The organism is Shewanella algidipiscicola (genome assembly GCF_003605125.1).
GTDB classification, from domain to species: Bacteria; Pseudomonadota; Gammaproteobacteria; order Enterobacterales; family Shewanellaceae; genus Shewanella; species Shewanella algidipiscicola.
The window spans coordinates 106,105-131,918 of sequence record NZ_QPQT01000008.1 but is presented as its reverse complement, the minus strand read 5'-3'; the positions used below and the strand labels follow the sequence as shown (position 1 = coordinate 131,918).

The following is a 25,814-nucleotide window of genomic DNA, read 5'->3' as shown; positions in this document are numbered from 1 at the left end:
ACAGAAAACATTAGATTTAAGCCAACCTAGAGTCATGGGGATATTAAATACCACACCAGATTCTTTTTCTGATGGCGGCAGGTACTCGCATTTTGAACACGCTTGCCAGCATGCCGAGCAGATGATTGCTGCTGGTGCCGACATTATTGATATTGGCGGCGAGTCTACCCGCCCTGGTGCGGTAGAGGTTTCTTTACAAGAAGAGCTAGATAGAGTGATCCCACTGGTAGAATATATTCATGCTCGTCACGAGGTATGGATATCTATCGATACCAGTAAAGCGCAGGTGATGGCGCAGGGGGTTAAAGCTGGAGCAGATCTTATTAATGATGTCAGGGCACTGCAAGAACCGGGCGCGTTAACAACGGCTGCAGCCCTAGGCGTTCCTGTTTGTTTAATGCATATGCAAGGTCAGCCTCGTACTATGCAAGAACAGCCTCAATATAATGATGTTATTGCTGATGTTACTCAATTTTTTGTTGAACGTATTCAAGCCTGTATAGATGCTTCAATACCTCGCTCACACATTATTCTAGATCCAGGTTTCGGGTTCGGAAAAAGCTTGGCACACAATTACGAGTTACTGCATCGTTTGGCTGAGTTTAAGCATTTTGAATTGCCACTGCTGATAGGGTTATCGCGTAAGAGTATGATCGGCCAATTATTATCAGCAAATGTCGAGCAGCGATTAGCTGGCAGTTTAGCCGCCGGTATGTTGAGTCTTCAGCGCGGTGCACATATTCTTCGAGTGCATGATGTAAAAGAGACTATGGACATGATTGCCGTTATGCAGGCAATGGAGCACTATAAAACACTGTAAGTGAGCTAGATAAGCGATAAAATACAGCATTTGTGGTTAAGTATCGGCACTTTGGGGTCGCTTAGTCAGTCATGCTTATCAGTACACATTGTAAAAAATGAAGTCCTAAGAAAGGACTCAAGGGGTTAATATTGTGAGAAAGTTTTTTGGCACCGATGGCATTAGAGGCAAGGTCGGCTCAGGCAAAATGACGCCTGAATTGGCATTAAAGCTGGGCTGGGCAGCGGGTAGGGTATTATCGCGCTCTGGTACCAATAAGGTGATTATCGGTAAGGATACGCGAATTTCAGGTTACCTATTTGAATCAGCGATGGAAGCGGGTCTATCTGCTGCCGGATTAAACGTGATGCTAATGGGACCTATGCCAACACCTGCGGTCGCTTATTTAACCCGTACCTTTAGAGCAGAAGCGGGCGTAGTGATCAGTGCGTCGCATAATCCCTATTACGATAACGGTATTAAATTCTTTTCCAATGATGGTAGTAAATTAGACGATGCCATTGAGCTTGAGATTGAAGCTGAACTAGAAAAGCCACTTGTCTGTGTTGAATCTCATCTACTAGGTAAAGTCTCACGCATCGAAGATGCCCCCGGTCGATATATTGAATATTGTAAAGGCAATTTCCCCGCCGAACATACCCTCAAAGGGCTCAAAATTGTGGTCGATTGTGCTCATGGCGCCACCTATCATATTGCCCCTAATGTTTTTCGTGAGCTTGGCGCCGATGTCGTTGTAATTGGCGCATCGCCTAATGGTACCAATATCAACCATGAGGTAGGCGCTACTGCAATGGGTAAGATCCGTGAAACTGTCATCGCAGAACAAGCCGATCTAGGTATTGCACTCGATGGCGATGGCGATCGCATCATGATGGTCAATCGTCATGGTAAGGTGATCGATGGCGACGAGATCCTGTATATTTTGGCCTGTGATGCACAGGACCGAGGCGTACTTAAAGGGGGCGTTGTCGGGACCTTAATGTCCAACCTAGGGTTAGATCTTGCCCTTAAGGCGCGAGGCATCGCTTTCGCTCGCTCTAAAGTCGGCGACCGCTATGTAATGGAGATGCTTAAGAAGAACCAGTGGCGTATTGGCGGCGAAAATTCAGGTCATATTTTGAATTTAGATCACGGTACAACAGGTGACGGTATCATTGCGGGTATTTTAGTCTTAGCAGCAATGTGCCGTAAGCAAGCGACGTTGGAAGAGCTGACCGAAGGCATTAAAATGCTACCACAAGTTTTGGTTAATGTGCGTTTTGAAGGCAGCCATGATCCACTCAAAGCCGATAGCGTGTTAGCGGCTAAAACTGAGGTTGAGAAACGACTGGGCGATCGCGGTCGGGTATTGTTACGTAAGTCGGGAACTGAGCCGTTGATCCGTGTGATGGTTGAGGGAGATGTTGCCAGTGATGTGACTCGTCACGCAAATAGGATTGCCGATGCTATCAGGGCATTGGTCTAATTAGTTTTTACGCGTAAGATCAACAGGATTTAATCTTTGCAAGGTTAAATCCTGTTCGTTTACTGCCCGTTAAGGGTAAAAAGTAGCCGAGCGGTGCGTTTATAGTAAAAATTCGCGATTTAGGTATTGTAAGTTAACAAGTGGTTCGCTATTATTCACGCCGCTTTCAGAAGGAGACAGTGATGGCACTAAGACGCCCAATGGTCGCTGGTAACTGGAAAATGAATGGCACAGCGCAACTCGCGCAAGAGCTATTTAATAAATTCGCTACCAAGCTTCAAAATGATTCTGCGGAAGTAGTCTTATGTCCGCCAAGTATATTTCTTGAAAGTGTACGGCAGCAGCTCGATGCTAATAAAGAAGCCTTAAATGGTTGCCTTGTCAGAATGGGTGCACAAAACGTAAGTCAGCATGACTTCGGTGCTTATACTGGTGAAGTGTCGGGACAAATGCTAAAAGATTCAGGATGTCGATATGTTATTATCGGTCACTCCGAACGTCGTCGTATGTACGGCGAAACCAGTGATATTGTAGCAGAAAAATTTGCTGCAGCTCAAAAGCATGGTTTGACCCCAATCTTATGTGTTGGTGAGTCAGGTCCAGCTCGAGAAGCAAGACGCACTTTTGAAGTGATTGCCGAAGAGCTAGACATAGTCATTGAAAAAAATGGTACCATGGCTTTTGATAACGCGATTATCGCCTATGAACCATTATGGGCCGTAGGAACAGGTAAGAGCGCTACGCCAGAGCAGGCACAAGAAGTACATGCGTTTATACGCAAGCGTCTCTCTGAAGTGTCTCCATTCATTGGAGAGAATATCAGGATTTTGTACGGTGGTAGCGTAACGCCGAGTAATGCAGCAGATCTATTTGCTCAACCTGATGTAGATGGTGGACTGATAGGCGGTGCAAGCTTAAACTCTACCGAGTTTTTAAGTTTATGTTCGATAGCAATGAGCGCATAATATGTACGAAGTTCTAATGGTTATATACTTGTTGGTTGCACTAGGTCTAGTCGGCCTAATCTTAATCCAACAGGGTAAAGGTGCTGATATGGGAGCCTCTTTTGGCGCCGGAGCATCAGCAACGTTATTCGGATCTTCAGGATCGGGTAACTTTTTAACACGTTCTACAGCCATTTTGGCAATTGCATTTTTTGCATTAAGTCTAACCATAGGTAACTTAAGTGCGAATCACGCTAAGAGTGAAGAATCGTGGAAAGATTTAGGTGTAGACGCTGCAGCAGTTACTGAGCAAGTGACTGATCCAACTGAAACCAAAACTCAGTCAGAAGATAAGATTCCTGACTAAAGATTTAGCGCAGTAGGCTAAATCAAGACGTCAACATGATTGGCGTGACTGTTGAGTCTCTTGGTAATCCTCATTACCAAACAAATAGAGACAAAGTAGTGAAATGTAACAATCACATGCGGATGTGGTGGAATTGGTAGACACGCCATCTTGAGGGGGTGGTGAGCTATGCTCGTGGGGGTTCAAGTCCCCCCATCCGCACCAAATTTAGGTCAATATCACATTGGTCTGAGTTAAATAAAGTCGCTATATAAGCAGCTTTATTATTGCAAATATGGGGCACTATCCATATAATTGCAGCAGTTGTCGCGGGGTGGAGCAGTTTGGTAGCTCGTCGGGCTCATAACCCGAAGGTCGTCGGTTCAAATCCGGCCCCCGCAACCAGCTTCCCAGTAGTGAAGATATTCTTCATTTCTGTTACAGGTTCTGAATGTTATGACCTCGTGATTACGGGGTTTTTTGTTATCTGGACTTTTAAAATATCGCTATTTAGCGATGTCATACTGGGCTTTAGGCCCTTTTTTGTTTTTCGGGGGGTAACCTTGGCAACTTTAGAAAGTAAACTGGAACAGATGCTTATCGCACCAGTTGAAGCATTAGGCCACAGTCTTTGGGGTATTGAATTCGTACATGCGGGTAAACATTCAATCTTGCGTGTTTATATCGACAATGAAAAAGGCATCTTTATTGACGATTGTGCCGACGTAAGTCGCCAAGTCAGTGCAGTGCTCGATGTCGAAGACCCCATTTCAACCGAATACACATTAGAAGTTTCTTCGCCAGGTGTAGATAGACCGTTATTTAATGCGGCACAATATGCGCTCTACATCGGTGAAACTGTAAAGGTTCAATTGACTATGCCTGTTGCTGGTAGTCGTAATTTAAAAGGTACCGTCGTGGGTGTAGAGGGGCAGATGCTCACTCTGGCTGTCGATGGCAACGAACTGATTATTGCCCTGGATAACATCCGCAAAGGCAACTTAATCGCTAAGTTTTGATGGATTCAAGGTGAACGAGGCAAGAGGATGAATAAAGAGATTCTGCTAGTCGCTGAGGCGGTTTCAAATGAGAAAGCCGTGCCGCGCGAAAAGATTTTTGAAGCGTTAGAAATAGCGCTCGCCACAGCAACCAAGAAAAAGTATGAAGGTGATATTGAAGTTCGTGTCGCTATCGACCGTAAAACGGGTGCTTATGAAACTTTCCGTCGTTGGATGGTGGTTGACGATAATGGTGAAGCGTTAGAAAATCCATTTCGCGAAATTACATTAGAAGCGGCAAAATACGAAGACCCAGAGATCCAAGTCGGTGATTATATCGAAGATGAGATCGAATCTGTGGTATTTGACCGTATAACGACCCAAACAGCTAAGCAAGTGATCGTACAGAAAGTGCGTGAAGCTGAGCGTGCACAAATCGTTGATCAATTCCGCGAGAAAGAAGGTGAGTTGATCACCGGTGTGGTGAAGAAGAGTAACCGTGAAAGTGTCGTGGTTGATTTAGGTAACAATGCTGATGCAGTGTTATTTAAAGAAGACTTGATCTCACGTGAAAGCTTCCGTCCTGGTGACCGTGTTCGTGCATTGCTATATGCCGTACGTCCAGAAGCACGCGGTGCGCAGCTGTTTTTAACACGTACTAAACCGGAAATGCTCATGGAGCTGTTCCGTGTTGAAGTACCTGAAATTGCAGACGAAATGATTGAAATCATGGGAGCTGCTCGTGATCCTGGTTCTCGAGCCAAAATCGCAGTTAAATCTAACGACCGTCGTATCGATCCTATCGGTGCATGTGTTGGTATGCGTGGTGCACGTGTTCAAGCCGTTTCTAATGAGTTAGGTGGCGAGCGTGTTGATATTGTGCTTTGGGATGACAATCCAGCACAGTTTGTTATCAACGCTATGGCACCAGCAGATGTGGCATCTATCATCGTTGATGAAGATAACCACTCAATGGATATTGCTGTTGAAGCTGATTCATTGGCGCAAGCTATTGGCCGTAACGGTCAAAACGTACGTCTAGCAACCCAGTTATCGGGATGGGAGCTAAACGTAATGACAGTGGCTGATATGCAAGCGAAACACCAAGCAGAAAGTGCGAAGGTGGTTAACTTGTTTGTTAGCGCATTGGATGTCGATGAAGATTTTGCTCAGGTTCTTGCTGATGAAGGTTTTACTTCATTAGAGGAGATTGCTTATGTACCTGAAACTGAGCTACTGGACATCGACGGATTCGACGAAGATATCGTTGAATCATTGAGAGAACGTGCGAAAGCCGCTATCTCTACACGGGCTCTGGCGTCCGAAGAAGCACTCGATGGTGCTGAGCCGAGCGAAGATTTACTTGCCTTAGAAGGTTTAGAGCGTCATTTGGCGTATGTGCTGGCAAGTAAAGGCGTAATTACGCTTGAAGATTTAGCCGAACAAGGCATTGATGATTTGATCGAGATTGAAGAATTAACAGAACAAAAGGCTGGTGAGCTCATCATGGCAGCCCGCAATATCTGTTGGTTTGGCGAAGAAGCATAAGTCGATCAACAGAGGGGATTTTACAGATGGCAGAAACTACAGTAGAAAAACTGGCCGTAGAAGTTGGCAAGAGTGCTGAACGTTTAGTTGAGCAGTTTTCCGAGGCTGGTATTAAGAAAAGTAAAAGCGATACTGTTTCAGAACAAGAAAAGCAGCAACTGCTGGACTTTTTGAAGAAACAGCATGGTGGCGATGCAGCGCCAACCAAGATGACATTACAGCGTAAATCTGTCTCAACACTCAGTGTTGCAGGCAGTGGCGGTCAATCTAAAGACGTGAAAGTCGAAGTACGTAAGAAACGTACTTTTGTTAAGCGCGATCCAGCTGTAGAAGCTGAAGCAGAAGCTAAAGCCAAGGCAGAAGCTGAAGCTCAAGCTGCAGCAGAAGCAGAAGCTAAGGCCAAAGCGGCAGCAGAAGCTAAAGCTAAGGCCGATGCAGCGGCAAAAGCTAAGGCCGAAGCAGAAGCCAAAGCCAAAGCTAAAAAAGCCGCTGAAGCTAAGCCTGCCGTTGCAGAAACTGCTGAAGAGAAAGCAGCCAAACTTGAAGAAGCGCGTTTGTTAGCAGCAAAAGAAGCAGCAGCAAAACAAAAGCTTGATGAAGAAGCTAAAGCGGCTGCGGATGAAGCACGTCGTTTAGTAGAAGAAAACGAGAAGCGTTGGGCGGAAGAAGAACGCCTACGTAAAGAATCGGAGAAAAGTGCCGATCATCACGTCACTACGTCTACCGAAGCGCGTGCGGCTGAAGATACTGCCGATATGAATGCGGAAAAACGTGGTCGTCGTGCACGTAAACCTGCTGGCGGTAAGGCTGCTACGAATAAGAAGCGTGGCGGTAAAGATACCCGTGGCGGACGTGACCGTAATGGCCGTAATCAGCGTAACGCTCCAGAGTCAATGGACCATGGCTTTAACAAGCCTGTCGCTGCTGTTAGCCGTGATGTCAGCATTGGCGAAACGGTAACGGTTGCTGAGTTAGCTCAGAAGATGGCCGTTAAGGCCACAGAGATCATCAAGCAGATGATGAAGATGGGCTCTATGGTTACGATTAACCAAGTGCTTGATCAAGAAACTGCGCAGATGGTTGCCGAAGAGATGGGCCACAAGGTTGTGCTGACTCGTGAAAACGAGCTAGAGCATCAAGTACTTGCTGATCGTGATGGAAACGTTAAGCTAGAGCCTCGTGCGCCAGTTGTCACCATTATGGGTCACGTTGACCACGGTAAAACATCGTTACTCGATTATATTCGTCGTGCGAAAGTGGCCTCAGGTGAAGCGGGTGGTATTACCCAGCATATCGGTGCTTACCACGTTGAAACTGAAAATGGCATGATCACTTTCTTGGATACTCCGGGTCACGCGGCGTTTACCGCTATGCGTGCTCGTGGTGCTAAGGCAACCGATATTGTAATTTTGGTGGTTGCGGCAGATGATGGTGTGATGCCACAAACGATTGAAGCGATTCAACACGCTAAAGCCGGCGGCGTTCCGCTTATCGTTGCCGTGAACAAAATTGATAAGCCAGAAGCTGATCCTGATCGCGTTAAGTCTGAATTATCTCAGCACGGCGTAATGTCTGAAGATTGGGGCGGAAACAACATGTTCTGTCACGTGTCAGCTAAGACAGGTGAAGGTATCGACGAATTACTTGAAGGGATCTTGCTTGAAGCCGAAGTATTAGAGCTTAAAGCGGTTCGTGAAGGTATGGCTGCTGGTGTTGTTGTGGAATCTAAACTTGATAAAGGCCGTGGCCCTGTAGCTACTGTACTGGTTCAAGAAGGTACCCTAAGACAAGGTGATGTTGTTCTGTGTGGTCTTGAGTACGGTAAAGTCCGTGCGATGAAAGATGAGAATGGTAATGCTATCACTGAAGCGGGTCCATCGATTCCTGTCGAGATTTTAGGTTTGTCTGGTGTACCATCAGCCGGTGACGAAGCCACTGTTGTACGTGATGAGCGTAAAGCGCGTGAAGTTGCACTGTACCGTCAAGGTAAGTTCCGTGATGTGAAACTTGCTCGTCAGCAGAAGTCTAAGCTTGAAAACATGTTTGCTAACATGACCGAAGGTGAAGTTCAGGAGCTTAACATCGTGCTTAAGGCCGATGTACAAGGTTCACTCGAAGCGATTTCTGATTCACTTAACAAGCTGTCTACCGATGAAGTTAAAGTTAACATCATTGCGAGCGGTGTAGGTGGATTGACCGAGACTGATGCATCACTTGCTGCTGCATCAAACGCGATTATGGTTGGCTTTAACGTTCGTGCCGATGCACAAGCGCGTAAGACTATCGACAGCGAAAGTGTTGACCTACGTTATTACAGCGTTATCTATCATCTTATCGATGAAGTTCGCGCTGCAATGGGCGGCATGTTAGCGCCAGAATTTAAGCAAGAGATCATTGGTCTTGCTGAAGTTCGTGATGTGTTTAAGTCGCCTAAGATTGGTGCAATTGCTGGTTGTATGGTTACCGAAGGTACCATCAAGCGTAGCGCGCCAATTCGTGTACTGCGTGATAACGTGGTTATTTACGAAGGTGAACTTGAGTCATTGCGTCGCTTTAAAGATGATGTTAGCGAAGTGCGTAGTGGCATGGAGTGTGGTATCGGTGTGAAGAACTATAATGACGTCAGAGTTGGCGATCAGATAGAGGTCTTCGAAACGATCGAAATCGCTCGAACCTTATAATCAAAAAGGGGCGGCGCAAGCCGCCTTTTTTAGTTAAGAGATGGCAATAATTATGGCAAAAGAATTTAGTCGTACTCGTCGTATTGCTCAGCAGCTTCAGCAAGAGCTTGCTCAAGTGTTACAGCGTGATATTAAAGATCCGCGTATTGGTATGGTTACCGTTAATGACGTCGATGTGTCTCGCGATCTCAGTTACGCCAAAGTCTATGTTACCTTCTTTGAAGAGGACAAAGCTGTGGTGGAGGAGAAGCTTGCTGCATTAGAAACCGCCGCTGGGTATGTTCGTTCATTGGTCGCTGGCCGTATGAAGCTGCGTGTGATGCCTGAAATTCGATTTATCTATGATGCATCCTTGGTTGAAGGTATGCGCATGTCTAACTTGGTTAGCCAAGTGATCAGCTCTGATCAGGCTAAAGCGAAAGAGCATGGCTCTGACGCAACAGACACAGATGAACTTGAGCAAGGTGATAAGTAATGGCGCGTAAACCTAAAGGTCGGTTTATCGACGGCATAGTGCTACTCGATAAAGACACTGGGATGAGCTCCAATTTTGCCTTGCAGCGTGTTAAGCGCATATACAATGCCGCTAAGGCCGGACATACCGGTGCTTTGGATCCATTAGCCACGGGTATGTTACCCATCTGCCTTGGTGAAGCAACCAAGTTTTCGCAGCACCTACTTGATGCTGATAAGCGTTATTTAGTCACTGCGAAACTGGGTGTACGCACCGATACGAGTGATTCAGATGGTGAAGTGGTGCAAACGCGTCCACTCAATTTTACTCAGGCACAACTTGAAGAGGCGTTAGCGTCTTTTCGCGGTGAGACCATGCAAGTGCCTTCAATGTTTTCGGCATTGAAGTATCAAGGTCAACCATTGTACAAGTATGCGCGTGAAGGGATTGAAGTGCCTAGAGAGGCAAGGCCTATAACCGTATATGAGCTTAATTTTATTAAGCTAGATGGTGATGAGTTAACCTTGGAGATCCATTGTTCTAAAGGTACCTACATTCGCACAATTACCGATGATTTAGGCGAAATGCTCGGTTGCGGGGCCCATGTCATCATGCTGCGCCGCACTGGTGTGGCAGGTTACCCTTATGACAAAATGGTCACTCTTGAGCAGCTAGAGGCGCTATTAGCTCAGGCTGAGAGTGAGCAGCGCCCACCGAAAGAGCTACTCGACCCGTTATTGCTACCAATGGATACCGCGGTTAGTAGCTTTAAAGAGATCAATGTATCTAGTGAGTTGGCGCATTACCTCATGAATGGTAATCCGGTTCAGGTAGCCAATTTACCTATTGACCAATTAGTGAGAATTACCATTGGTGATGGGCACAAATTTGTTGGTATTGGTGAAATGAATGATGACGGTTTGCTAGCGCCCAAGCGCCTGATTGTTTTACGTGATGAGCAGGCTTAATGCTTGCAAGTGATGGCTAAAATCGTTACTATATCGCGCTCTCTTTGGCTGAGTTAGTGATCGGCTAAAGTATTTATATTATTTTTGGAGATAAAAATGTCACTAAGTACAGAAGTAAAAGCACAAATTTTGGCTGATTTCGGTCGTTGTGAGAATGATACTGGTTCTACTGAGGTTCAAGTAGCTCTTTTGACTGCACAGATCAACCATCTGCAAGGTCACTTCAAAGAGCACATCCATGATCATCACTCACGTCGTGGTTTGCTTCGTATGGTTAGCTCACGTCGTAAGCTTCTTGCTTACCTTAAGCGCACTGAAAACGTTCGCTACCAAGAACTGATCAAAAAGCTAGGTCTACGTCGCTAATATTACATTAGTGTATGGTAGTAAATAAAGGAGGCTTAGCCTCCTTTTTTTTGCTTATATTTCAGCAAACTTAATTAAAAATGTAGACGATATATTCGCTATTTATTTCTCTTGTTCTTTGGTTTATATCTGACTAATCGTTGCGGTGTTTGGCGCAATATACTTAGCTTCAAATTCATCTAATGGCAGCGGTTGACTGTAATAGAATCCCTGACCAATTTCACAATCCATCTGCTTTAACCAATTTAATTGGGCCTCATTTTCAATGCCCTCAGCCACAATGTGTAAATTAAGTTGTTGGCCTAACATTAAAATTGTCGAGGCTATCGGACTTTCGTGTGGCAAGTCATTTACGAAGCAGCGATCGATTTTCATGGTGGTGATCGGCAGATGCTTGAGGTAAGACAAAGATGAGTAACCGATACCAAAGTCATCTACAGCGATACTAAAACCAGCCGACTTTAGCTGCTCAAGTTTATTGATGGCTAATTCAATATCATTCATCAATGATGTTTCGGTGATCTCAAACTCAAGTAAATGTGGCTCTATTTGGTACCTCAAGGCGAGCTGTTTAATATCGGGTACTAAACTGGGGTCTGCAAACTGCTGTGAGGCCACATTGACGGCTATTGGTAATGCTACGTTATAGCGTCGTTGCCAATGCTTGAGAGTTTTACAGGCTTCTTCTATAACCCAGCGCCCTATTGGAATGATGATGCCAGTTTCCTCCGCGATGGGAATAAATGCCATAGGGCTGATCAGGCGTTCCTCTTTTTTCCAACGAATTAGCGCTTCACAGGCGACAACCTCACCGGTTTTAATATTAAACTTGGGTTGAAAGTGCAATAAAAACTCATTGTTTTTAAAGGCATCATGTAATGAGGCTTCTGTTCTTAGCCTTACAGCGGCGCGCTCAGTCATTTGCTGTTTAAAGAATGCCCACTGATTTGTTCCGGCTGCTTTGGCGCTATACATGGCAATATCGGCATGGCGGATCAAGTCTTCGGCGGTTAAGCCATCATCTGGGTATAGTGCGATACCCACTGATGCCGCAGGATGGATAGTGTGCTCGTTAAGTTGCAGTGGGAGGTTGAGTTCCATTAACAGTTTGTCGACTATATCTGCGGCTTGATCTGGTGTATGAGCTTCATTGGCTAAAATAACAAATTCATCACCGCCGAGCCTTGCGACCGTGCCTGTGTCACCAATCGCTCGTTCTAAGACTCTAGCGATTCTGGCGAGGAATTGATCCCCCATGGCGTGTCCCAGTGAATCGTTAATGTTTTTAAAGCGGTCCAGATCGATGAAGAGTAGGCTAAAAGCTTGTTGATGAACGCGCGCACGCTGTATTGATATGGCGATTGTTTCGAGTAATAAGGTGCGGTTAGAAAGTCCCGTAAGCGGATCACGGGTCGCCATTTTACGGAGTTTATTTTGAGTCTGACCAAACTGAATGAGGATTTGGTTAAATTTAGAGGTGACTAAACCTAGTTCATCATCCTTATGCTCAGGTGACATTGGCAATAAGTTTTCATCGGGGGATTCGGGATCAATCTTATCAATCGCTTCGCTTATTTGCGCTATTGGTTTAGTTAAAAAACGATGAAACAGTACCGATAGTACCAAAGTTACCAACAGCGCCCTTAGTAAAGTGGCCAAGAAGCTAAATTTAAGCTGTGACAGAAGTGAGTCGGTTAATTGTTGAGTGTTATAACGAACAATCAAGGTGCCGATAATTTCTGGTGATATGGCAACATCGGATGTTGAGGGGCGGTGTAATGTCCGCGATGTTTGTTTTAGGTCACTAAACAGTCTTTGACTAAGTAGACCTATGATACCTCTGTCGCTTGGCGTATTGGCCATGGTGACAAATTGTATGCCGTCTTCAAGTTGTATACTGGCTTGTGCGACATGTTCGACCTTTAATACACCCGTTAAGGTTTGCTTGGCCAAGTGATCGTCCAGTGCCCATACTGCGTTTGCGGCAGGCTGCTCAACAGAATTGAGTAGTTCAAATTGCGCTTCGATCAATTGTTGTCTGGCCGAAACGCTGACGAGTGCAATTTCGACAATGAAAATGGCAATGGCAAAAAAAAGCGCCGAAAATACCACTAAGGTTGTCTGTTTCCATGTTAATGACTTGAAACTCGCGCTCATTTGCCATTCCTATTTTGGCGACTCTTTACAGTATATTACAAAAAAAGCCGCTAGAGATTGCAGAAAACCACTTAATCTTTCCACTTTAGAGAAAAGATTAAGCTTTGTCATCCACATGTGCTCTTTATCTATTGAATAGACTTGAAGTATACTTACACGGGAAAATAAGGTTATTAAATTAAGGAATGGTTCACGTGAATCCAATCGTAAAAAGTTTTGAATATGGTCAACATACAGTCACATTAGAGACTGGGGTTATTGCACGTCAAGCTGACGCTGCTGTTTTAGCAAGTATGGGTGATACAACAGTACTGGTCACTGTTGTCGGAAAGAAAGCTGAAGAGCCAGGTCGTGACTTTTTCCCGCTAACCGTTAATTATCAGGAAAAGACATACGCAGCAGGTAAGATCCCTGGTGGATTTTTCAAGCGTGAAGGTCGTCCATCTGAAAACGAAACACTGATTGCACGTCTTATTGACCGTCCAATCCGTCCACTATTTCCAAATGGCTTCAAGAATGAAGTTCAGGTAATTATCACAGTGCTTTCTGTCGATCCTGAAATCAATCCTGATGTTATTTCTATGATTGGTACCTCTGCGGCATTAGCTATCTCTGGCCTGCCGTTCAATGGTCCTTTGGGTGCTGCTCGTGTTGGTTATATCAACGGCGAGTACGTATTAAACCCTGATGTGAGTCAACTTGCTGATAGCCAGCTTGATTTGATTGTTGCTGGTACTCAAGGTGCCGTTCTGATGGTTGAATCAGAAGCCGATGCATTACCAGAAGAAGTTATGTTAGGTGGTGTGGTTTATGGCCACCAACAACAGCAATTAGTTATCGATGCGATTCGCGAGCTAAAAGCAGAAGCTGGTAAGCCTGACTGGGATTGGACTGCGCCAAAAGCGGATGAAGACTTAGTGGCGAAGATTAAGGTATTGGCCGAAGCGGATATGACTGCGGCATACCAAATCACTGCTAAGCATGAACGTCGTGATGCCGTTAGTGCATTAAAAGAAGCGACCGTTGCTAAGTTAGTTGAAGAAGATGCAAACGTTGATTTACGTGAGCTCGACAAGTTGCTTGGCAGCTTAGAAAAGAGTGTCGTACGTAACCGTATTATCGCTGGTAACCCTCGTATCGATGGTCGCGAACCTGATATGGTACGTGCACTGAGTGTGATGGCTGGCGTATTGCCACGTACTCACGGTAGTGCACTGTTTACTCGTGGTGAAACTCAGGCATTAGTAACTTGTACCTTAGGTACCGAGCGCGATGCACAGAAAGTTGATAGCATCATGGGCGAATATACTAATCGCTTTATGTTGCATTACAACTTCCCTCCATACTCTGTTGGTGAAACAGGCATGGTTGGTTCACCAAAGCGTCGTGAAATCGGTCACGGTAAGCTAGCATGGCGTGGTATTAATGCGGTTATGCCATCTGCTGAAGAGTTCCCATACAGTGTTCGTGTCGTATCAGAAATCACTGAATCTAACGGTTCAAGTTCAATGGCTTCTGTTTGTGGAACTTCGTTAGCGTTAATGGATGCGGGTGTTCCGATCAAGACGTCTGTTGCAGGTATTGCTATGGGTCTTGTTAAAGAAGGTGATAATTTCGTCGTACTTTCTGACATTCTAGGCGATGAAGATCACTTAGGTGACATGGACTTTAAAGTGGCGGGTACTCGTGACGGGATCACGGCATTGCAGATGGATATCAAGATTGAAGGTATCACACAAGAGATCATGCAAATTGCATTGCAACAAGCTTATGGCGCTCGTGTACATATCCTCAATGTGATGGACCAAGCGATTGGTTCACATCGTGACGATATCTCTGATCACGCTCCACGTATCACCACTATCAAGATCAACCCTGAGAAGATCCGTGACGTGATTGGTAAAGGTGGTGCAACTATCCGTGCGCTAACCGAAGAGACCGGCACGACTATCGAGCTTGAAGATGATGGTACTGTTAAGATCGCATCGTCAAACGGTGAAGCGACTCAAGAGGCGATTCGTCGTATTCAAGAGATCACTGCTGAAGTTGAAGTGGGCACTGTATATAACGGTAAAGTGGTACGTATCGTTGATTTTGGTGCGTTTGTTACCATTCTTCCTGGTAAAGATGGCCTAGTACATATTTCTCAAATCGCTGAAGAGCGTGTAGCGAATGTGTCTGACTTCCTTGAAGTCGGTCAAGATGTAAAAGTGAAGGTAATGGAAGTCGATCGCCAAGGTCGTGTGCGTCTTTCAATGAAAGAAGCGCAACCTAAAGCGGAAGCTGCTAGCGAGTAATTTTTCGCCTTCTAATTAAAGGAGACCTTTAGGTCTCCTTTTTTATTGGAATTTTTAAAATGCAGATAGCCGTTGCTATTAGGGATTGCTATGATTGAGGCTATTAGCGAAGCAAATAAGGTTAAATGGATGACTTATCAATTGCGTACAACTACAGTCGCGGTGATGGCTGCTCTGAGTATACTGCTTACAGGATGTGTATCGACTCAATTAGGACAAAATGCAGAGCAGGGCCAACTGATTGTTGCACCAGTGATGCCCGATTATAAGTTAGAAGTGACCCTTGCCCGCCTAAATGACATCTTAGCTTCAGCTGAATTGACCGTAGAGCAACGCGCTCGCTTTCATTATGATCGTGGTGTCATTTACGACAGTGTTGGGTTACGCATTTTAAGCCGTATTGATTTTCATCAAGCGTTAAAACTACAGCCAAATTTAGCCGATGCCTATAATTTTCTTGGTATTTATTATACTCAAGAAGGTGAGTTTGAGAGTGCCTATGAAGCTTTCGATGCCGTATTAGATCTTTCCCCCGATTATGACTATGCCTATTTAAATCGCGGTATTGCACTCTACTACGGCGAACGTAATGAGTTAGCGCTAAGTGATATGCAGAGCTTTTATGATGGTGATGAGCAAGATGGTTACCGTGCATTATGGTTATACATAATTGAAGCTAAAATCGATATTGAACGCGCACAAAAGCATTTACGGGCCCACCGTCATAAATTGGCAGATAGTGCTTGGTCAACGATTATAATTGACTATTACTTAGGTGATGCTAGCCGAGAACAAGTGTTTGACTTAGCCAAGCAGGGGTTAACACACCCTAATGAATATGCTGAGCGACTATGTGAAGCTTATTTTTATATTGCCAAAGTGGCACAACAGCAGCAGCGCTATAATGATGCGGCTAATTACTTTCGTTTAGCGCTGGCCACCAATATTTATGATTTTGTCGAACATAGATATGCCAGAGTTGAGTTAGCTAAAATCAGCCAAAGCTTAAACCAAGAGTGATTATTCTAATGAGATCAATTACATTGTTTTGGCTGGAAGAATGATTATTTGTTCAATGTCTTATCATTGCTCTTGTAACCGAGAAAAGTGAGGTTATTTTATAATAACCTTTATTTTCAAATGGTTGATAAGTCATATACCAAACAATAAACATCTTATCGCATTATTTCTTTAGGTAATATGACGTTAGATTTATGTCTTTATGATTGAAGTTTAGTGTTAGTGTTACACTAAACTTCACATCTTGATCTTAGGTTTTAGTAAAAAAGCCCAATCTATCTGCACCGCATTGATTGTTTATAACGCCTAAATCGGTGAAAATAGGCGCCAATGATTATTCACCTAACGAATTGGTTAACGCAGTCGCCCCATGGGTTACAGTAACGCGTGCTCGGTTCGTGTACCAACTAAAAAAGAACTTTTAATGGCTGACCAGACTTTCCTTAACGAAATCAATAAGCGAAGAACATTCGCTATTATCTCTCACCCTGATGCCGCCCAGCCTTTCAACGCTTAAAACCACCTTTCATTGCACACCACAATCACATCTCTACGTACTGAATTTAAAGGCTTTTTGTCTTTTTCTCGTTTCTTTGCTTTTCAATGATGTTCAAGCGTAACCTCGGAAAGTGTGTACAAACTTGAGTACAAATTCCGTTTTAGAGGCCTTTGGCGAAAATTTCATGACACAAATCTGGCTGTAGGCCTTGTGGTTACTGGGTTTGATGCAGAAAGTACCTCCTGCTTTTGGTACTTTGGTTTCGACATTACAAAAGCGGAATAATTGCGATCATCTCTAGTTTTTTGTTTATAAGCTTATGAATTTAAAGGGTTCGTCATTGTGGTTTTTGGTGTGTCATCGTTGCGAGTGTACAAACAGTGTGTACAAATTTTTCTCGTTAGGCGTGTTGATTGCTATTCATGACACAAACCGCCTTGTAGCCCTTGTTATTCATAGGTTTGAGCTGAAAAGTACCTAATAGCAACATTTGTGTTTTGATAAGGCTGATCTTCTGAACAAATCATGCATCTTTCTGACCATCAACAAGTGATGAATCAGGCGATGATAGCTTTACATTGATTTTCAGGAGAATGCAGATGACAGCAGTAGCGCACCAGGTAACCCCTTTTCTAACATCTTACGAAGTTATGGCTCGTTACCACATTAGCTATACGACGCTCTGGCGAAGAATTAAAGATGGCAGCTTGCCGCAACCTCGTATCAACCGAAATACGCGAAATAAGCTGTGGCACATTGAAGACTTGGAAGAGTATGAGAAGAAAGAGGACTGAGCCTCTTTCTTTTACTGTCCGAAACGCCAGTTGAACGGAAAGCCTGTCGGCTCGATGATGGTCTCTAGCTGTTGATACCAAACGTCGTAAGCATGACGCATTTCATCCAGGTACTGATATTGGTTGTAGATAGCATCCAACCCTTTTTTGCTGTGGCCAATCATCAACTCGGCAACTTCTTGCGTCGTGATGGCCGACATTCGTGTTCGCATCGTTCTGCGAAGATCATGCATAGACCAATGCTCCATCTCAACACCAAGCGACCTGCGAGCCCAGATTTTCACATTGTTAGGAATAGTGGTATCAAAGCCATTTGTGGCAAGCTCTTCTTGTCCGTTCGCGGGAAACAAGTAAGTTGATTTGCTCATCTGCATCGCCAGCTCAATCAGCTCGATAGCAGGTTTAATCAATGGCCGCATGATCGGCGCTCCAATTTTCTCTCCTTGTTTACGGATCTCTATAGGCACTGTCCACATTGCAGATTGCAAATCAAAGTGATGCTTTTCAGCTTGAATGAGTTCGCCCTTGCGACCGCCCAATAGCAGAAGCAATTTTATGTAGATGCGATTCTTCTCAGTGATTTTTGATTCATGCAAATAGCGCCAAAGTATCCTGATCTCGTTGTCATTTAGCACCCTAGTTCGTTTGCCTTTCTTACCGCCAACCTTCTTCGCTGTGATCCCAGCAGCAGCGTTAATTTCTAAGATCTGTTCATCAATCAGCCAGTCATAGAACTTATGCAGTACAGACACTAGGCGCTCTGTGTTTGACGGAGACGATTCAGAAACCTCACGAAGACAGTTTCGCAAGGACAATTCATTGATGTCAGTTAATGGGTACTTGCCAAGTCGGGGCAGCAAATATATTTCACTGCTGCGTTTTTGGTAGTGCCACGTTTTCTCCTTTAGCCCTTGCTTACCGGCAGAGTCTATCCAGTCTCGAAAAATCGATTCGAAGCTTTGATTAGCAGAATACTTAGCCCGTTCCTGCTGTAGGTAGAGCTTGGGGTTTCTGCCCTGATCAAGTACCGCCCTTAACCTATCCAGCTCATTCCTAGCTTCAGCAAGCTTCATAAGTGGGTAAGTACCAATGTCTACCCGCTGTTGCTTGCCATCAAACCGATAACGAAACTGAAAAACAATTTTGCCCTTGGGCGATACCCGAGCACTTAGCCCATCTCGGTCGGCTTTTACTACGGTTTCTTTTGCTTCTTTATTTAACCTGGCATCGAGCCAGCTAACTGATAACGCCATGTTATAAGCCCAGCCCTAGTTTTGATTTTAATGATTGTTTACGTGATTCTGCTTTGGGTTCTGGCGCTGTACTCATAGAAGTCACTTCACCATCTGGTGCAAGGCCATCCACCGGTACAGATGCCGTGGATAGATTGGGTTGGCTCATGTGAATTAACCCAAAGGTGGCCAGCATCCGCAGACGCTCAGCGCGTTCCCGTGGCGGCGTCTTTTCTAATTCTTTGAGCAGTTCAGGGTGGCTCCCTGGGGGAATGTTGACGACAACTCTCATGATCAGGCCCCATAAAACCAGAAGCCTCGGACGTTCGCCAAAACAGACTGTTCCGGCACGATGATCTTGCTTCGTGAAAAAATCTCTTTGGCCGCTTCCTTATAAGCCAAGGCACCACCTCCGGCGATCAACACCAAGTCCGCATTGATGCTTTCGTCACGCATGGATTGGCGCATGGCTGTAAGAGCAACAGGCGCTACCTTTTTCATGGCAGCATTCAGATAAGGTGAAATATCGACTTTTTCTCCAAATAGCAGCACCTGCAAGTCGCCGGTTCTCATGGCTTTTTCAAGTCGATCCATACCCACTTTGGCACCATGATCTTCCGAAATCAGCTTATCAATCGTTTCCAGTAGCACGGACATTGCCTGAAGACTGGTTCCTGATGAGCTGTAGCGAATTTCTCCGGCCTCAAGGGCAACCCAGTCAACAGAAAAGAAGCCAGGGTCTATAACGACGACGCGACCTTCTTCAATCAAGCCCAAATCTCCACCTGTTTGAACCAGATCCATATAGGCACCGGCAGGCTGCGGCAGCACTTTGACGTCATGAACGGTGATGCTGCGCTTAGGCGTCACTTGATGGACACCTTTTAAACGCTGCACAAGGTCAGACTTACGTTGTGGTTCATGAAACTGGGAAACCGGTAATCCAGTGACAACCAAATCGATGGATTCTGTTTCAGCCATTAACAAGGCGGCATGAAAAAGCGCCTTATAGGTTTTTGTGGTGGGATATTCCGGGTGAAGCTCTCGTTCCCAGCCTTGAAGGCGTCCAGCAGGCACACCAGCGGCCCAACGCTCATTATCGACAGATACATACAAACAAGTGTCATCATCGCCTCCACCGATACGCTCTGGCATACGATCAGCAGGACCGGCACCCGCAGGCAAAATAATGGTTTTCGGTTCACTGCCTGATTGGCCAATTGCCAGCTTCAGGTTCGAGTAACCGATATCTACGCCTAGTACAAACATACTTATCTCCTGTGCACGCAAAGTGCTCTAACGGTTTTCAATCAACCGCGCTGTTCACGCTTGGGCATTTCCAAGTGCTCTGGCGGTTCACTCAAATGTCATTATCAGGATTCGGTGCACTGGCGGTGGGCAGAAAGGTGACAAATCCTTTCATCTATCTGCCTATTGCATTTTCGCAAAAGTATGAGAATAGGCTCTGTTTGGCGGCGGATGCCTGAGCTAAAAAAATCGAGACGCCAAACGTCGTTTGCATTTTGGCCTGAACTTGCCAAACGGTTTGTATCTTCATGGTGATACGTCTTTTTAGGCGTTTTTAAGTGAAATCGGGCTGTATCCCTTGTCAGGTATGGGATTGCGCGAGTTGATTTATATCGAGACGCCAAACAGTGATTGTTACCGCAGTTTTACGTTTGGCGTTTCGATCCAAAAGCCAAACGGATAGTGGTTTTGGCTTTTGGGGTTAATTGGATGGGGAAATTGGTTTGGTAGAAATCGTCAATGAACAATGGAAAGCAGAGGTATCAGATTTACTTCAGCAAGAAACGGACAGGCTAAAAGCGCTGGCACGAGCTGAAGTTGATGACTTTTGGGTTACCCATTACAAGGTTCGCGAGAATGCGCCCTTTAAAGACTGGGGTCTGCTTGGTGTCCGTATCAGAGACTTTAAGTATGGCTTTGGCATAGAGTGGTACATCAACAGTTTTCACGGTCAACGAGGCAAACGCGTGGTCTTTAGCAAGGGGCTGCGTATTTCAAAGACGAAGCTGAGATACGCATTTTTGGACTGCCAAGGTCTAGCCAAAGAATGGGAGCTAGCGCTGGCCATGGAGAAAGAAGAATTCTTCAGTGATGTTCGACGCCAGGTTGATAAGCTCAACATGCTGCGTCGCAGAGTGAATGCCTATTAAATCACCGGGTCTACTTCACTCGTGGTAACTGGTCCCAGCGTGTTGTGTAGGCGGGAGACAAATGCTCTCGCTTCATCGACCAATCTTTCTTCGTACCTTGTCCAGCAAAGAAAACCTTTCCGGCACCGCTTTGGTTAATGGTGTCCAATACAGACATTAACTGCTGGCTATTAGAGCGGGTCGATACGTCATCGAATAGTCCTGGTTGAAACATGCCAGGATCGTAAAAGTCAGACAGCATGACACCCGCTTTGGCATAACGAAAACCATCCTTCCAAATCCGCTTGAGTAAGTGATTGGCCAGCTCAATAAAATCCCGCGTATCACAACTGGGTATCAACAACTCGCCCGATGCGGAGTTGCTGTACTGCGGCTCGTTGTCCTTAAAGGGGCTGGTTCGTATGAACACGGTCATCACTTTGGCTTGCTGCTGTTCTTTGCGTAGCTTTTCAGTGGCGCGGGTTGCGTATTCGCATACGGCCTCACGTAACAATTCAAATTGCGTTACTTTTACGCCAAATGAACGGCTACAGACGATTTGTTTCTTAGTTGGCGGGATCTCTTCAAGTTCAATACACGACTCACCATTGAGCTCTCTGACAGTTCTCTCTAAAACCACCGAGAACTGTTCTCTGATGGCTCTAGGAGAGGCATTGGCGAGGTCTAGGGCTGTGGTGATACCCAGAGCATTTAATCGCGTTGAAAGCCGTCTACCAACGCCCCAAACATCATCAACCGGGACTAATGCGAGCAATCGACGTTGCCGATCTGGATTAGTTAGATCTACAACTCCTTGAGTGGCAGGGTATTTCTTGGCGGCATGGTTGGCCAGTTTGGCGAGTGTTTTAGTCGGTGCAATGCCTACACAAACGGTGATCCCAATCCAGTGGCCTATGCGCTCTCGCACTTGTTGTCCGAACTCGACAAGGGATAGGACAGACTCAATACCGGTTAAATCCAAAAACGCTTCGTCAATGGAGTAAACCTCTACTCGTGGTGCCATCTCTTCCAAAGTGCGCATCACTCGACTGCTTAAATCTGCATACAGCGCATAGTTAGACGAGAATGCCAAAATACCATTGCGCTGCATTTCAGCTTTGATTTGAAAGACGGGTACGCCCATTTTAATACCGAGTAACTTAGCTTCACGCGACCGTGCAACCACGCAGCCGTCGTTATTGGACAGCACCACAACCGGCGTATCTTTTAAATCAGGACGAAACAGCTTCTCACAACTGGCGTAAAAATTGTTGCAGTCCACCAAGGCAAATACAGGCATGGGATAGTCACGACTTGCGGCGCATGTTTCGCACCACATTGGTGACCACACCAAATATCTCTAACTCTGCCCCTTCAGGAATATGAATGGGCTCATACGCCGGGTTTCTTGGGATCAGCATGACGCACGGTCTTAGTTGAAGCTCCTTTACCGTGAGTTCACCATGGATTCCCGCGATGACAATGTCACCGTGTTCTGCTTGGACAGAGCGATCAACCACCAGAATATCATCTGGGTGAATCCCGGCATCAATCATTGAATCACCTTCAACACGCACAAAGAACGTTGCAGCCGGTCGCTTGATGCACAGCTCGTTAAGGTCGAGCGTTTGCTCAACATAATCCTGCGCTGGTGAGGGAAAACCAGCAGAAACACGTTCCATGAACAATGGGATACGAAGGCGCTTGGCTTTGATGAAGGCAAGTGCGCCGCTACGGCCTATCAGCGAGACACTCATGACGAACCTCGAAAAATCATAATTGATACTGTTTGTTTATACAGTATCTAATGCTATGCTGATTTCTACAAGTAAAATTGTAGGTAAAACTGTAGTTGTTCGAGTAAGACGTTGTGTTGTCGGTGATTTATTTTTTGTGTTGAAAAGCTTGATGTGGGGGATCGATCGCCCTCGTCAAAGCCTGCAAGGCTTGGACAATACTGCTTCTGCCTACTGCTCTTGTTTCTGTTACTGATCCTGTTACTGCTACTGGTTAACGCATGGGTCAAGTAACCGTCAGACAAGGCTTGTTGAACCCTTTGCAAAGGGTTTAAAAACAGTTAGTAAAATTCTGCTTCGTATTGAATTTACTGGCTTAAAGCGAAGTCAGGAGCATCATTAAAATGCTCAGTCGAACTCAGTTAAAGCCTTTTGCAACCGTTTGAAAAGGGATTGGCTAAGCCATACGTAAAGGGTATCGGTAAGGGTTACCTAAACGGTTTAGCTAAGGCTTTCTGAAAGGCTTAGCCAAAGCCTTCATACATGGGTTCAACCAATAGAAAGATTAAAAAAACGCAGAGGTATTCAAGGTGCATTTTGAAAAACCTGTGGCACAGTGAAATAACCTAAAGCGAACAATAGAATTGAAGAGGAACCATCAATGACAAGAGCCCCTGCGCCATTTCCGCTAGAGCGCCTCGCGGATATCCCAGACAGACCAGAAGATTTTAGATTGCTGGAGCGTATTCCATTAACGCGTGAGCCGCAGTCCTGGCCACTTGAATTATATCCTGTGGTCGGTGATGAACAGCCAATGGTGCTGCTCGATACAGAGACAACCGGACTGTCTGCCGATGACGAGTCCATTATTGAGCTTGGTATGGTTAAGGTGCTTTACAGTCCCTCGGCTAAGCGGATTGTGTCGATTGTTGATGTGATCAGTTTGTATGAAGATCCCGGCAAGCCAATCCCCGAGCTGATTACAGAGTTAACCGGTATTACCGATGACATGGTGCGAGGCCAGCGCATTGATGATTCACTGGTAGCGAGTTGGTTATCCGATGATCCGCTGGTGGTTGCACACAATGCACAGTTTGATCGTCCTTTCTTTGAAAAGCGGTTTGCTGCATTAGGCCATCTATCTTGGGCCTGTTCAGCCAGTGGCATAGATTGGAAGGCGCTGGGTTTTGAAAGTCGAAAGCTTGAGTACCTGCTGCTTCGCTTAGGTTGGTTTTATGAAGGACACCGAGCCGCAACCGATTGTTTGGCGATGGCCTGGTTGTTCCATTTGTTGCCCGAGTCCGTTGCAAACTTGTTGTCTGAAGCAGACAGGCGAACTGTGTTAGTTCGTGCGTTTGGTGCGCCGTTTGACGTAAAGGACTATTTAAAAGAACGTGGTTACCGTTGGCATGACGGCGTTAAAGGTGCCAACAAGCATTGGTGGCGCGAAATCAGCGAAGACGAGTTGCCGCAGGAACAAACTTACCTGGATGATTTGTATCATCGTGGCTCAGAACATGCCCACTATGACTACAAAGATGCCCGTAATCGATTTAAAGCTTTGTAGCTCTCTACAAGGTAAGCCTTGCATATTTGAAAACCTCTGGAAAATGGAAAGTGAACTTACGTTATACCCAAACTACTTGGTGTTGCAGCTAGGCGGCAAGTGAGCGAATGCCCATGAGCATAGATCTTCTATGTGATTGGGGTGAGCGAATGCAGGTAACACCGCTGCGGCTGCAAGTAGGCAGGGTATATAACCAACAAGAGGAATCTTTCCATGTACCAAGACACCTACATTGAATACTGGGGCGAAATCTTCGTCTCTGCCCGCATCATTGAATTTGGCATCACGTTTGAGCGCTTTCTTAAAGATCCATGGAAGCATTTGATGTCCTGTGGCCAAGAGTCTGCACCGGACGCGATTGCTGAAGGGATGCTGCCATTGCTACCAGCCCAGGCAGAAGTTGCCAGGCGCATTCGGGAGAGTGAGCAACGAGTCCTGATGTCTACAGAGACGGACAAAGGGGTATCTCATCGCGGTAACATCGTGGTGCCACTGGTTCGGGTGGCTCATTGATAGCGGCTATCAGCAATGACACAAAACAAGGCCTTCACGCCCATACCTGAGCGGCAATTGCAATCCAGATCAAAAAGTTGCCGCTTAGTCTTCCCTACAAAATAATTTGTGATAGGATGACACCTAATAAAATTAATTAGGTTGAAGCCTATTCAGTGTTTTATGGCTATCTGTTCAGCTTCAACCAATAGAGATTGATTAGTCATTGCGGACAAAGAGCAGCCATGTGCCATGCCGTTCAATGTGATTAAGCGATGTCTGACCGTATTTTATAAACAGAGTTTTAAGAATCTGGTTGAATTGGATAAACAAGACGCATGACAAATGATGGTCTGAAACAAACGGTAGTGGCGAAGCCAGATAGGCTTTCGCAGATAGCGCAGTTGCCACAAGCAACCAGGGATCGCATTGCCCACATCGATTTCACCTTATTGTTTAAGGGCGAAGCGGTGCGGGCGGATTTAGTCGATCGCTTCAGCATAGCGGCCGCACAAGCAACGAAAGACTTCACAATGTACCGAGAGCTTGCACCAGGCAACATTGAGTATGACCAAAAGCTCAAGTTGCATAAGCGTGGTGAAGCTTTTGAGCCCTTGTTCGACTATGACGTTGTGAGAACACTGGCGACCATTAGCCAAGGGTACGGTGATGGCTTCACTGGAAAGGTAAAACCACCTCTGGCTTGTGAAGCGCCTTATCACCTAAATAAGCCGAGTTTATCGATAGTAGCGAAAGTCACCGAGGCCATACACAAAGGCAAAGCCTTGAGCATCACCTATGTGTCGTTATCGAGCGGTGAAACCACGCGTGAAATTGTACCGCATACGCTGGTGGACAATGGCCTGCGTTGGCATGTTCGTGGTTTTGACCGCAAACATGGTGAATTCAGAGACTTTGTACTGACCCGAATTAAAGCAGCGGTTGTGCTTGAAGACTCTACGTTGTCTGAAACGGAGCTCGAAACTCAGGACAGGCAATGGAATCGCTTTGTAGAGCTGGAGTTGGTGCCGCACCCACGCATAGAACATAGCGAAGCGATTGAGCTGGACTATGGTATGACGGGTGGCGTTCTAAAGGTTGAGATTAGAGCGGCAACCGCTGGGTATTTGCTTCGGCTTTGGAATGTTGATTGCTCTAAAGAGGCTCTGCTAAAAACACCCGAATTCTATTTATGGCTAAAAAATTATCAAACTTTATACGGTGTCGGTAACCTTGCGATTGCGCCTGGTTTCGATAGCGTCACAGCATAGGGA

22 protein-coding genes and 2 tRNA genes are annotated in these 25,814 nt (G+C 45.6%); 18 read left to right on the top strand and 6 right to left on the bottom strand.

The annotated features are described in order from the left end of the window. Window positions 1-34 precede the first annotated feature (34 nt). From folP to rpsO, 12 genes are all read left to right on the top strand, one after another. Window positions 35-820, top strand: a complete 786-nt coding sequence (folP, locus tag DVO77_RS10530) for a dihydropteroate synthase (protein WP_119978321.1) — start codon at window positions 35-37, stop codon at window positions 818-820. A 133-nt stretch (window positions 821-953) separates the two neighbouring features. After that, complete coding sequence (gene glmM, locus DVO77_RS10525; protein WP_110458242.1) at window positions 954-2,285, top strand: phosphoglucosamine mutase; 1,332 nt, start codon at window positions 954-956, stop codon at window positions 2,283-2,285. A gap of 182 nt (window positions 2,286-2,467) precedes the next feature. Further along, window positions 2,468-3,250: a triose-phosphate isomerase gene (tpiA, locus tag DVO77_RS10520; protein WP_110458241.1), complete on the top strand. Its 783-nt coding sequence runs from the start codon at window positions 2,468-2,470 to the stop codon at window positions 3,248-3,250. Between the two features lies 1 nt (window position 3,251). After that, window positions 3,252-3,596 carry a preprotein translocase subunit SecG gene (secG, locus tag DVO77_RS10515; RefSeq protein ID WP_119978320.1) on the top strand — a complete coding sequence of 115 codons (345 nt, stop codon included), beginning with the start codon at window positions 3,252-3,254 and terminating at the stop codon, window positions 3,594-3,596. Window positions 3,597-3,714: 118 nt separating this feature from the next. After that, window positions 3,715-3,800, top strand: a tRNA-Leu gene (locus DVO77_RS10510). A 103-nt stretch (window positions 3,801-3,903) separates the two neighbouring features. Next, window positions 3,904-3,980, top strand: a tRNA-Met gene (locus DVO77_RS10505). Window positions 3,981-4,138: 158 nt separating this feature from the next. Beyond that, on the top strand, window positions 4,139-4,594 hold the full coding sequence (gene rimP, locus DVO77_RS10500) for a ribosome maturation factor RimP (RefSeq protein WP_110458239.1): 456 nt from the start codon (window positions 4,139-4,141) through the stop codon (window positions 4,592-4,594). Between the two features lie 27 nt (window positions 4,595-4,621). Beyond that, window positions 4,622-6,121, top strand: a complete 1,500-nt coding sequence (nusA, locus tag DVO77_RS10495; RefSeq protein WP_119978318.1) for a transcription termination factor NusA — start codon at window positions 4,622-4,624, stop codon at window positions 6,119-6,121. Between the two features lie 26 nt (window positions 6,122-6,147). Beyond that, window positions 6,148-8,802, top strand: a complete 2,655-nt coding sequence (gene infB / locus DVO77_RS10490; RefSeq protein ID WP_119978317.1) for a translation initiation factor IF-2 — start codon at window positions 6,148-6,150, stop codon at window positions 8,800-8,802. A gap of 52 nt (window positions 8,803-8,854) precedes the next feature. After that, window positions 8,855-9,277: a 30S ribosome-binding factor RbfA gene (rbfA, locus tag DVO77_RS10485; protein WP_110458236.1), complete on the top strand. Its 423-nt coding sequence runs from the start codon at window positions 8,855-8,857 to the stop codon at window positions 9,275-9,277. Next, on the top strand, window positions 9,277-10,224 hold the full coding sequence (gene truB, locus DVO77_RS10480; RefSeq protein WP_110458235.1) for a tRNA pseudouridine(55) synthase TruB: 948 nt from the start codon (window positions 9,277-9,279) through the stop codon (window positions 10,222-10,224). The genes rbfA and truB overlap by 1 nt, the downstream gene beginning before the upstream one ends. A gap of 96 nt (window positions 10,225-10,320) precedes the next feature. Continuing rightward, a complete protein-coding gene (gene rpsO / locus DVO77_RS10475; RefSeq protein ID WP_119978316.1) occupies window positions 10,321-10,590 on the top strand; it encodes a 30S ribosomal protein S15 in 270 nt (89 codons plus the stop codon). A 123-nt stretch (window positions 10,591-10,713) separates the two neighbouring features. Here rpsO and DVO77_RS10470 read toward each other — a convergent pair whose 3' ends face one another. Beyond that, complete coding sequence (locus DVO77_RS10470) at window positions 10,714-12,747, bottom strand: putative bifunctional diguanylate cyclase/phosphodiesterase (protein ID WP_119978315.1); 2,034 nt, start codon at window positions 12,745-12,747, stop codon at window positions 10,714-10,716. 194 nt (window positions 12,748-12,941) lie between these two features. On the opposite strand from DVO77_RS10470, the gene pnp reads away from it, so the two are divergent. Both pnp and nlpI read left to right on the top strand, forming a co-directional pair. Beyond that, complete coding sequence (gene pnp, locus DVO77_RS10465) at window positions 12,942-15,044, top strand: polyribonucleotide nucleotidyltransferase (RefSeq protein WP_119978314.1); 2,103 nt, start codon at window positions 12,942-12,944, stop codon at window positions 15,042-15,044. 129 nt (window positions 15,045-15,173) lie between these two features. Continuing rightward, entirely contained in the window at window positions 15,174-16,064 is an 891-nt protein-coding gene (gene nlpI, locus DVO77_RS10460) for a lipoprotein NlpI (protein WP_110458458.1), read from the top strand. Between the two features lie 1,304 nt (window positions 16,065-17,368). Here the strand turns inward: nlpI and DVO77_RS10445 are convergent. The 3 genes from DVO77_RS10445 to DVO77_RS10435 are packed head-to-tail and all read right to left on the bottom strand — an operon-like array spanning window position 17,369 to window position 19,858. After that, entirely contained in the window at window positions 17,369-18,610 is a 1,242-nt protein-coding gene (locus DVO77_RS10445) for a tyrosine-type recombinase/integrase (protein ID WP_028870222.1), read from the bottom strand. A 1-nt stretch (window position 18,611) separates the two neighbouring features. Further along, complete coding sequence (locus DVO77_RS10440; RefSeq protein WP_119978312.1) at window positions 18,612-18,881, bottom strand: hypothetical protein; 270 nt, start codon at window positions 18,879-18,881, stop codon at window positions 18,612-18,614. 2 nt (window positions 18,882-18,883) lie between these two features. Then, entirely contained in the window at window positions 18,884-19,858 is a 975-nt protein-coding gene (locus tag DVO77_RS10435) for a ParM/StbA family protein (RefSeq protein ID WP_025441391.1), read from the bottom strand. A 482-nt stretch (window positions 19,859-20,340) separates the two neighbouring features. Here DVO77_RS10435 and mobI point away from each other — a divergent pair, with 482 nt between their 5' ends. Then, window positions 20,341-20,766 (top strand): conjugative transfer protein MobI(A/C), encoded by a 426-nt coding sequence (gene mobI / locus DVO77_RS10430; RefSeq protein WP_428842892.1) that lies wholly within the window; start codon window positions 20,341-20,343, stop codon window positions 20,764-20,766. 10 nt (window positions 20,767-20,776) lie between these two features. Here the strand turns inward: mobI and umuC are convergent, their stop codons facing one another. Together umuC and umuD are read right to left on the bottom strand one after the other, a co-directional pair. Beyond that, window positions 20,777-22,045, bottom strand: coding sequence for a translesion error-prone DNA polymerase V subunit UmuC (gene umuC / locus DVO77_RS10425; protein ID WP_119978310.1), 1,269 nt, complete (start codon window positions 22,043-22,045; stop codon window positions 20,777-20,779). A gap of 7 nt (window positions 22,046-22,052) precedes the next feature. Beyond that, on the bottom strand, window positions 22,053-22,502 hold the full coding sequence (gene umuD / locus DVO77_RS10420; RefSeq protein WP_108479629.1) for a translesion error-prone DNA polymerase V autoproteolytic subunit: 450 nt from the start codon (window positions 22,500-22,502) through the stop codon (window positions 22,053-22,055). A 640-nt stretch (window positions 22,503-23,142) separates the two neighbouring features. On the opposite strand from umuD, the gene DVO77_RS10415 reads away from it, so the two are divergent. The 3 genes from DVO77_RS10415 (at window position 23,143) to DVO77_RS10405 (ending at window position 25,811) form a co-directional block, all read left to right on the top strand. Continuing rightward, window positions 23,143-24,048: a 3'-5' exonuclease gene (locus tag DVO77_RS10415; protein ID WP_119978309.1), complete on the top strand. Its 906-nt coding sequence runs from the start codon at window positions 23,143-23,145 to the stop codon at window positions 24,046-24,048. A gap of 213 nt (window positions 24,049-24,261) precedes the next feature. Next, window positions 24,262-24,561 carry a hypothetical protein gene (locus tag DVO77_RS10410; RefSeq protein ID WP_007105025.1) on the top strand — a complete coding sequence of 100 codons (300 nt, stop codon included), beginning with the start codon at window positions 24,262-24,264 and terminating at the stop codon, window positions 24,559-24,561. A 317-nt stretch (window positions 24,562-24,878) separates the two neighbouring features. After that, a complete protein-coding gene (locus DVO77_RS10405) occupies window positions 24,879-25,811 on the top strand; it encodes a WYL domain-containing protein (RefSeq protein WP_119978308.1) in 933 nt (310 codons plus the stop codon). Window positions 25,812-25,814 lie beyond the last annotated feature (3 nt).

What these genes read in the sequence shown, in the direction of transcription:
- DVO77_RS10415 (WP_119978309.1), top strand. Translation starts at nt 23,143, where the DNA reads ATGACAAGAGCCCCTGCGCCATTTCCGCTAGAGCGCCTCGCGGATATC.
- infB (WP_119978317.1), top strand. Translation starts at nt 6,148, where the DNA reads ATGGCAGAAACTACAGTAGAAAAACTGGCCGTAGAAGTTGGCAAGAGT.
- DVO77_RS10410 (WP_007105025.1), top strand. Translation starts at nt 24,262, where the DNA reads ATGTACCAAGACACCTACATTGAATACTGGGGCGAAATCTTCGTCTCT.
- DVO77_RS10405 (WP_119978308.1), top strand. Translation starts at nt 24,879, where the DNA reads ATGACAAATGATGGTCTGAAACAAACGGTAGTGGCGAAGCCAGATAGG.
- rbfA (WP_110458236.1), top strand. Translation starts at nt 8,855, where the DNA reads ATGGCAAAAGAATTTAGTCGTACTCGTCGTATTGCTCAGCAGCTTCAG.
- nlpI (WP_110458458.1), top strand. Translation starts at nt 15,174, where the DNA reads ATGACTTATCAATTGCGTACAACTACAGTCGCGGTGATGGCTGCTCTG.
- DVO77_RS10435 (WP_025441391.1), bottom strand. Translation starts at nt 19,858, where the DNA reads ATGTTTGTACTAGGCGTAGATATCGGTTACTCGAACCTGAAGCTGGCA.
- umuC (WP_119978310.1), bottom strand. Translation starts at nt 22,045, where the DNA reads ATGCCTGTATTTGCCTTGGTGGACTGCAACAATTTTTACGCCAGTTGT.
- DVO77_RS10470 (WP_119978315.1), bottom strand. Translation starts at nt 12,747, where the DNA reads ATGAGCGCGAGTTTCAAGTCATTAACATGGAAACAGACAACCTTAGTG.
- nusA (WP_119978318.1), top strand. Translation starts at nt 4,622, where the DNA reads ATGAATAAAGAGATTCTGCTAGTCGCTGAGGCGGTTTCAAATGAGAAA.
- secG (WP_119978320.1), top strand. Translation starts at nt 3,252, where the DNA reads ATGTACGAAGTTCTAATGGTTATATACTTGTTGGTTGCACTAGGTCTA.
- DVO77_RS10440 (WP_119978312.1), bottom strand. Translation starts at nt 18,881, where the DNA reads ATGAGAGTTGTCGTCAACATTCCCCCAGGGAGCCACCCTGAACTGCTC.
- umuD (WP_108479629.1), bottom strand. Translation starts at nt 22,502, where the DNA reads ATGAGTGTCTCGCTGATAGGCCGTAGCGGCGCACTTGCCTTCATCAAA.
- rpsO (WP_119978316.1), top strand. Translation starts at nt 10,321, where the DNA reads ATGTCACTAAGTACAGAAGTAAAAGCACAAATTTTGGCTGATTTCGGT.
- tpiA (WP_110458241.1), top strand. Translation starts at nt 2,468, where the DNA reads ATGGCACTAAGACGCCCAATGGTCGCTGGTAACTGGAAAATGAATGGC.
- folP (WP_119978321.1), top strand. Translation starts at nt 35, where the DNA reads ATGGGGATATTAAATACCACACCAGATTCTTTTTCTGATGGCGGCAGG.
- truB (WP_110458235.1), top strand. Translation starts at nt 9,277, where the DNA reads ATGGCGCGTAAACCTAAAGGTCGGTTTATCGACGGCATAGTGCTACTC.
- DVO77_RS10445 (WP_028870222.1), bottom strand. Translation starts at nt 18,610, where the DNA reads ATGGCGTTATCAGTTAGCTGGCTCGATGCCAGGTTAAATAAAGAAGCA.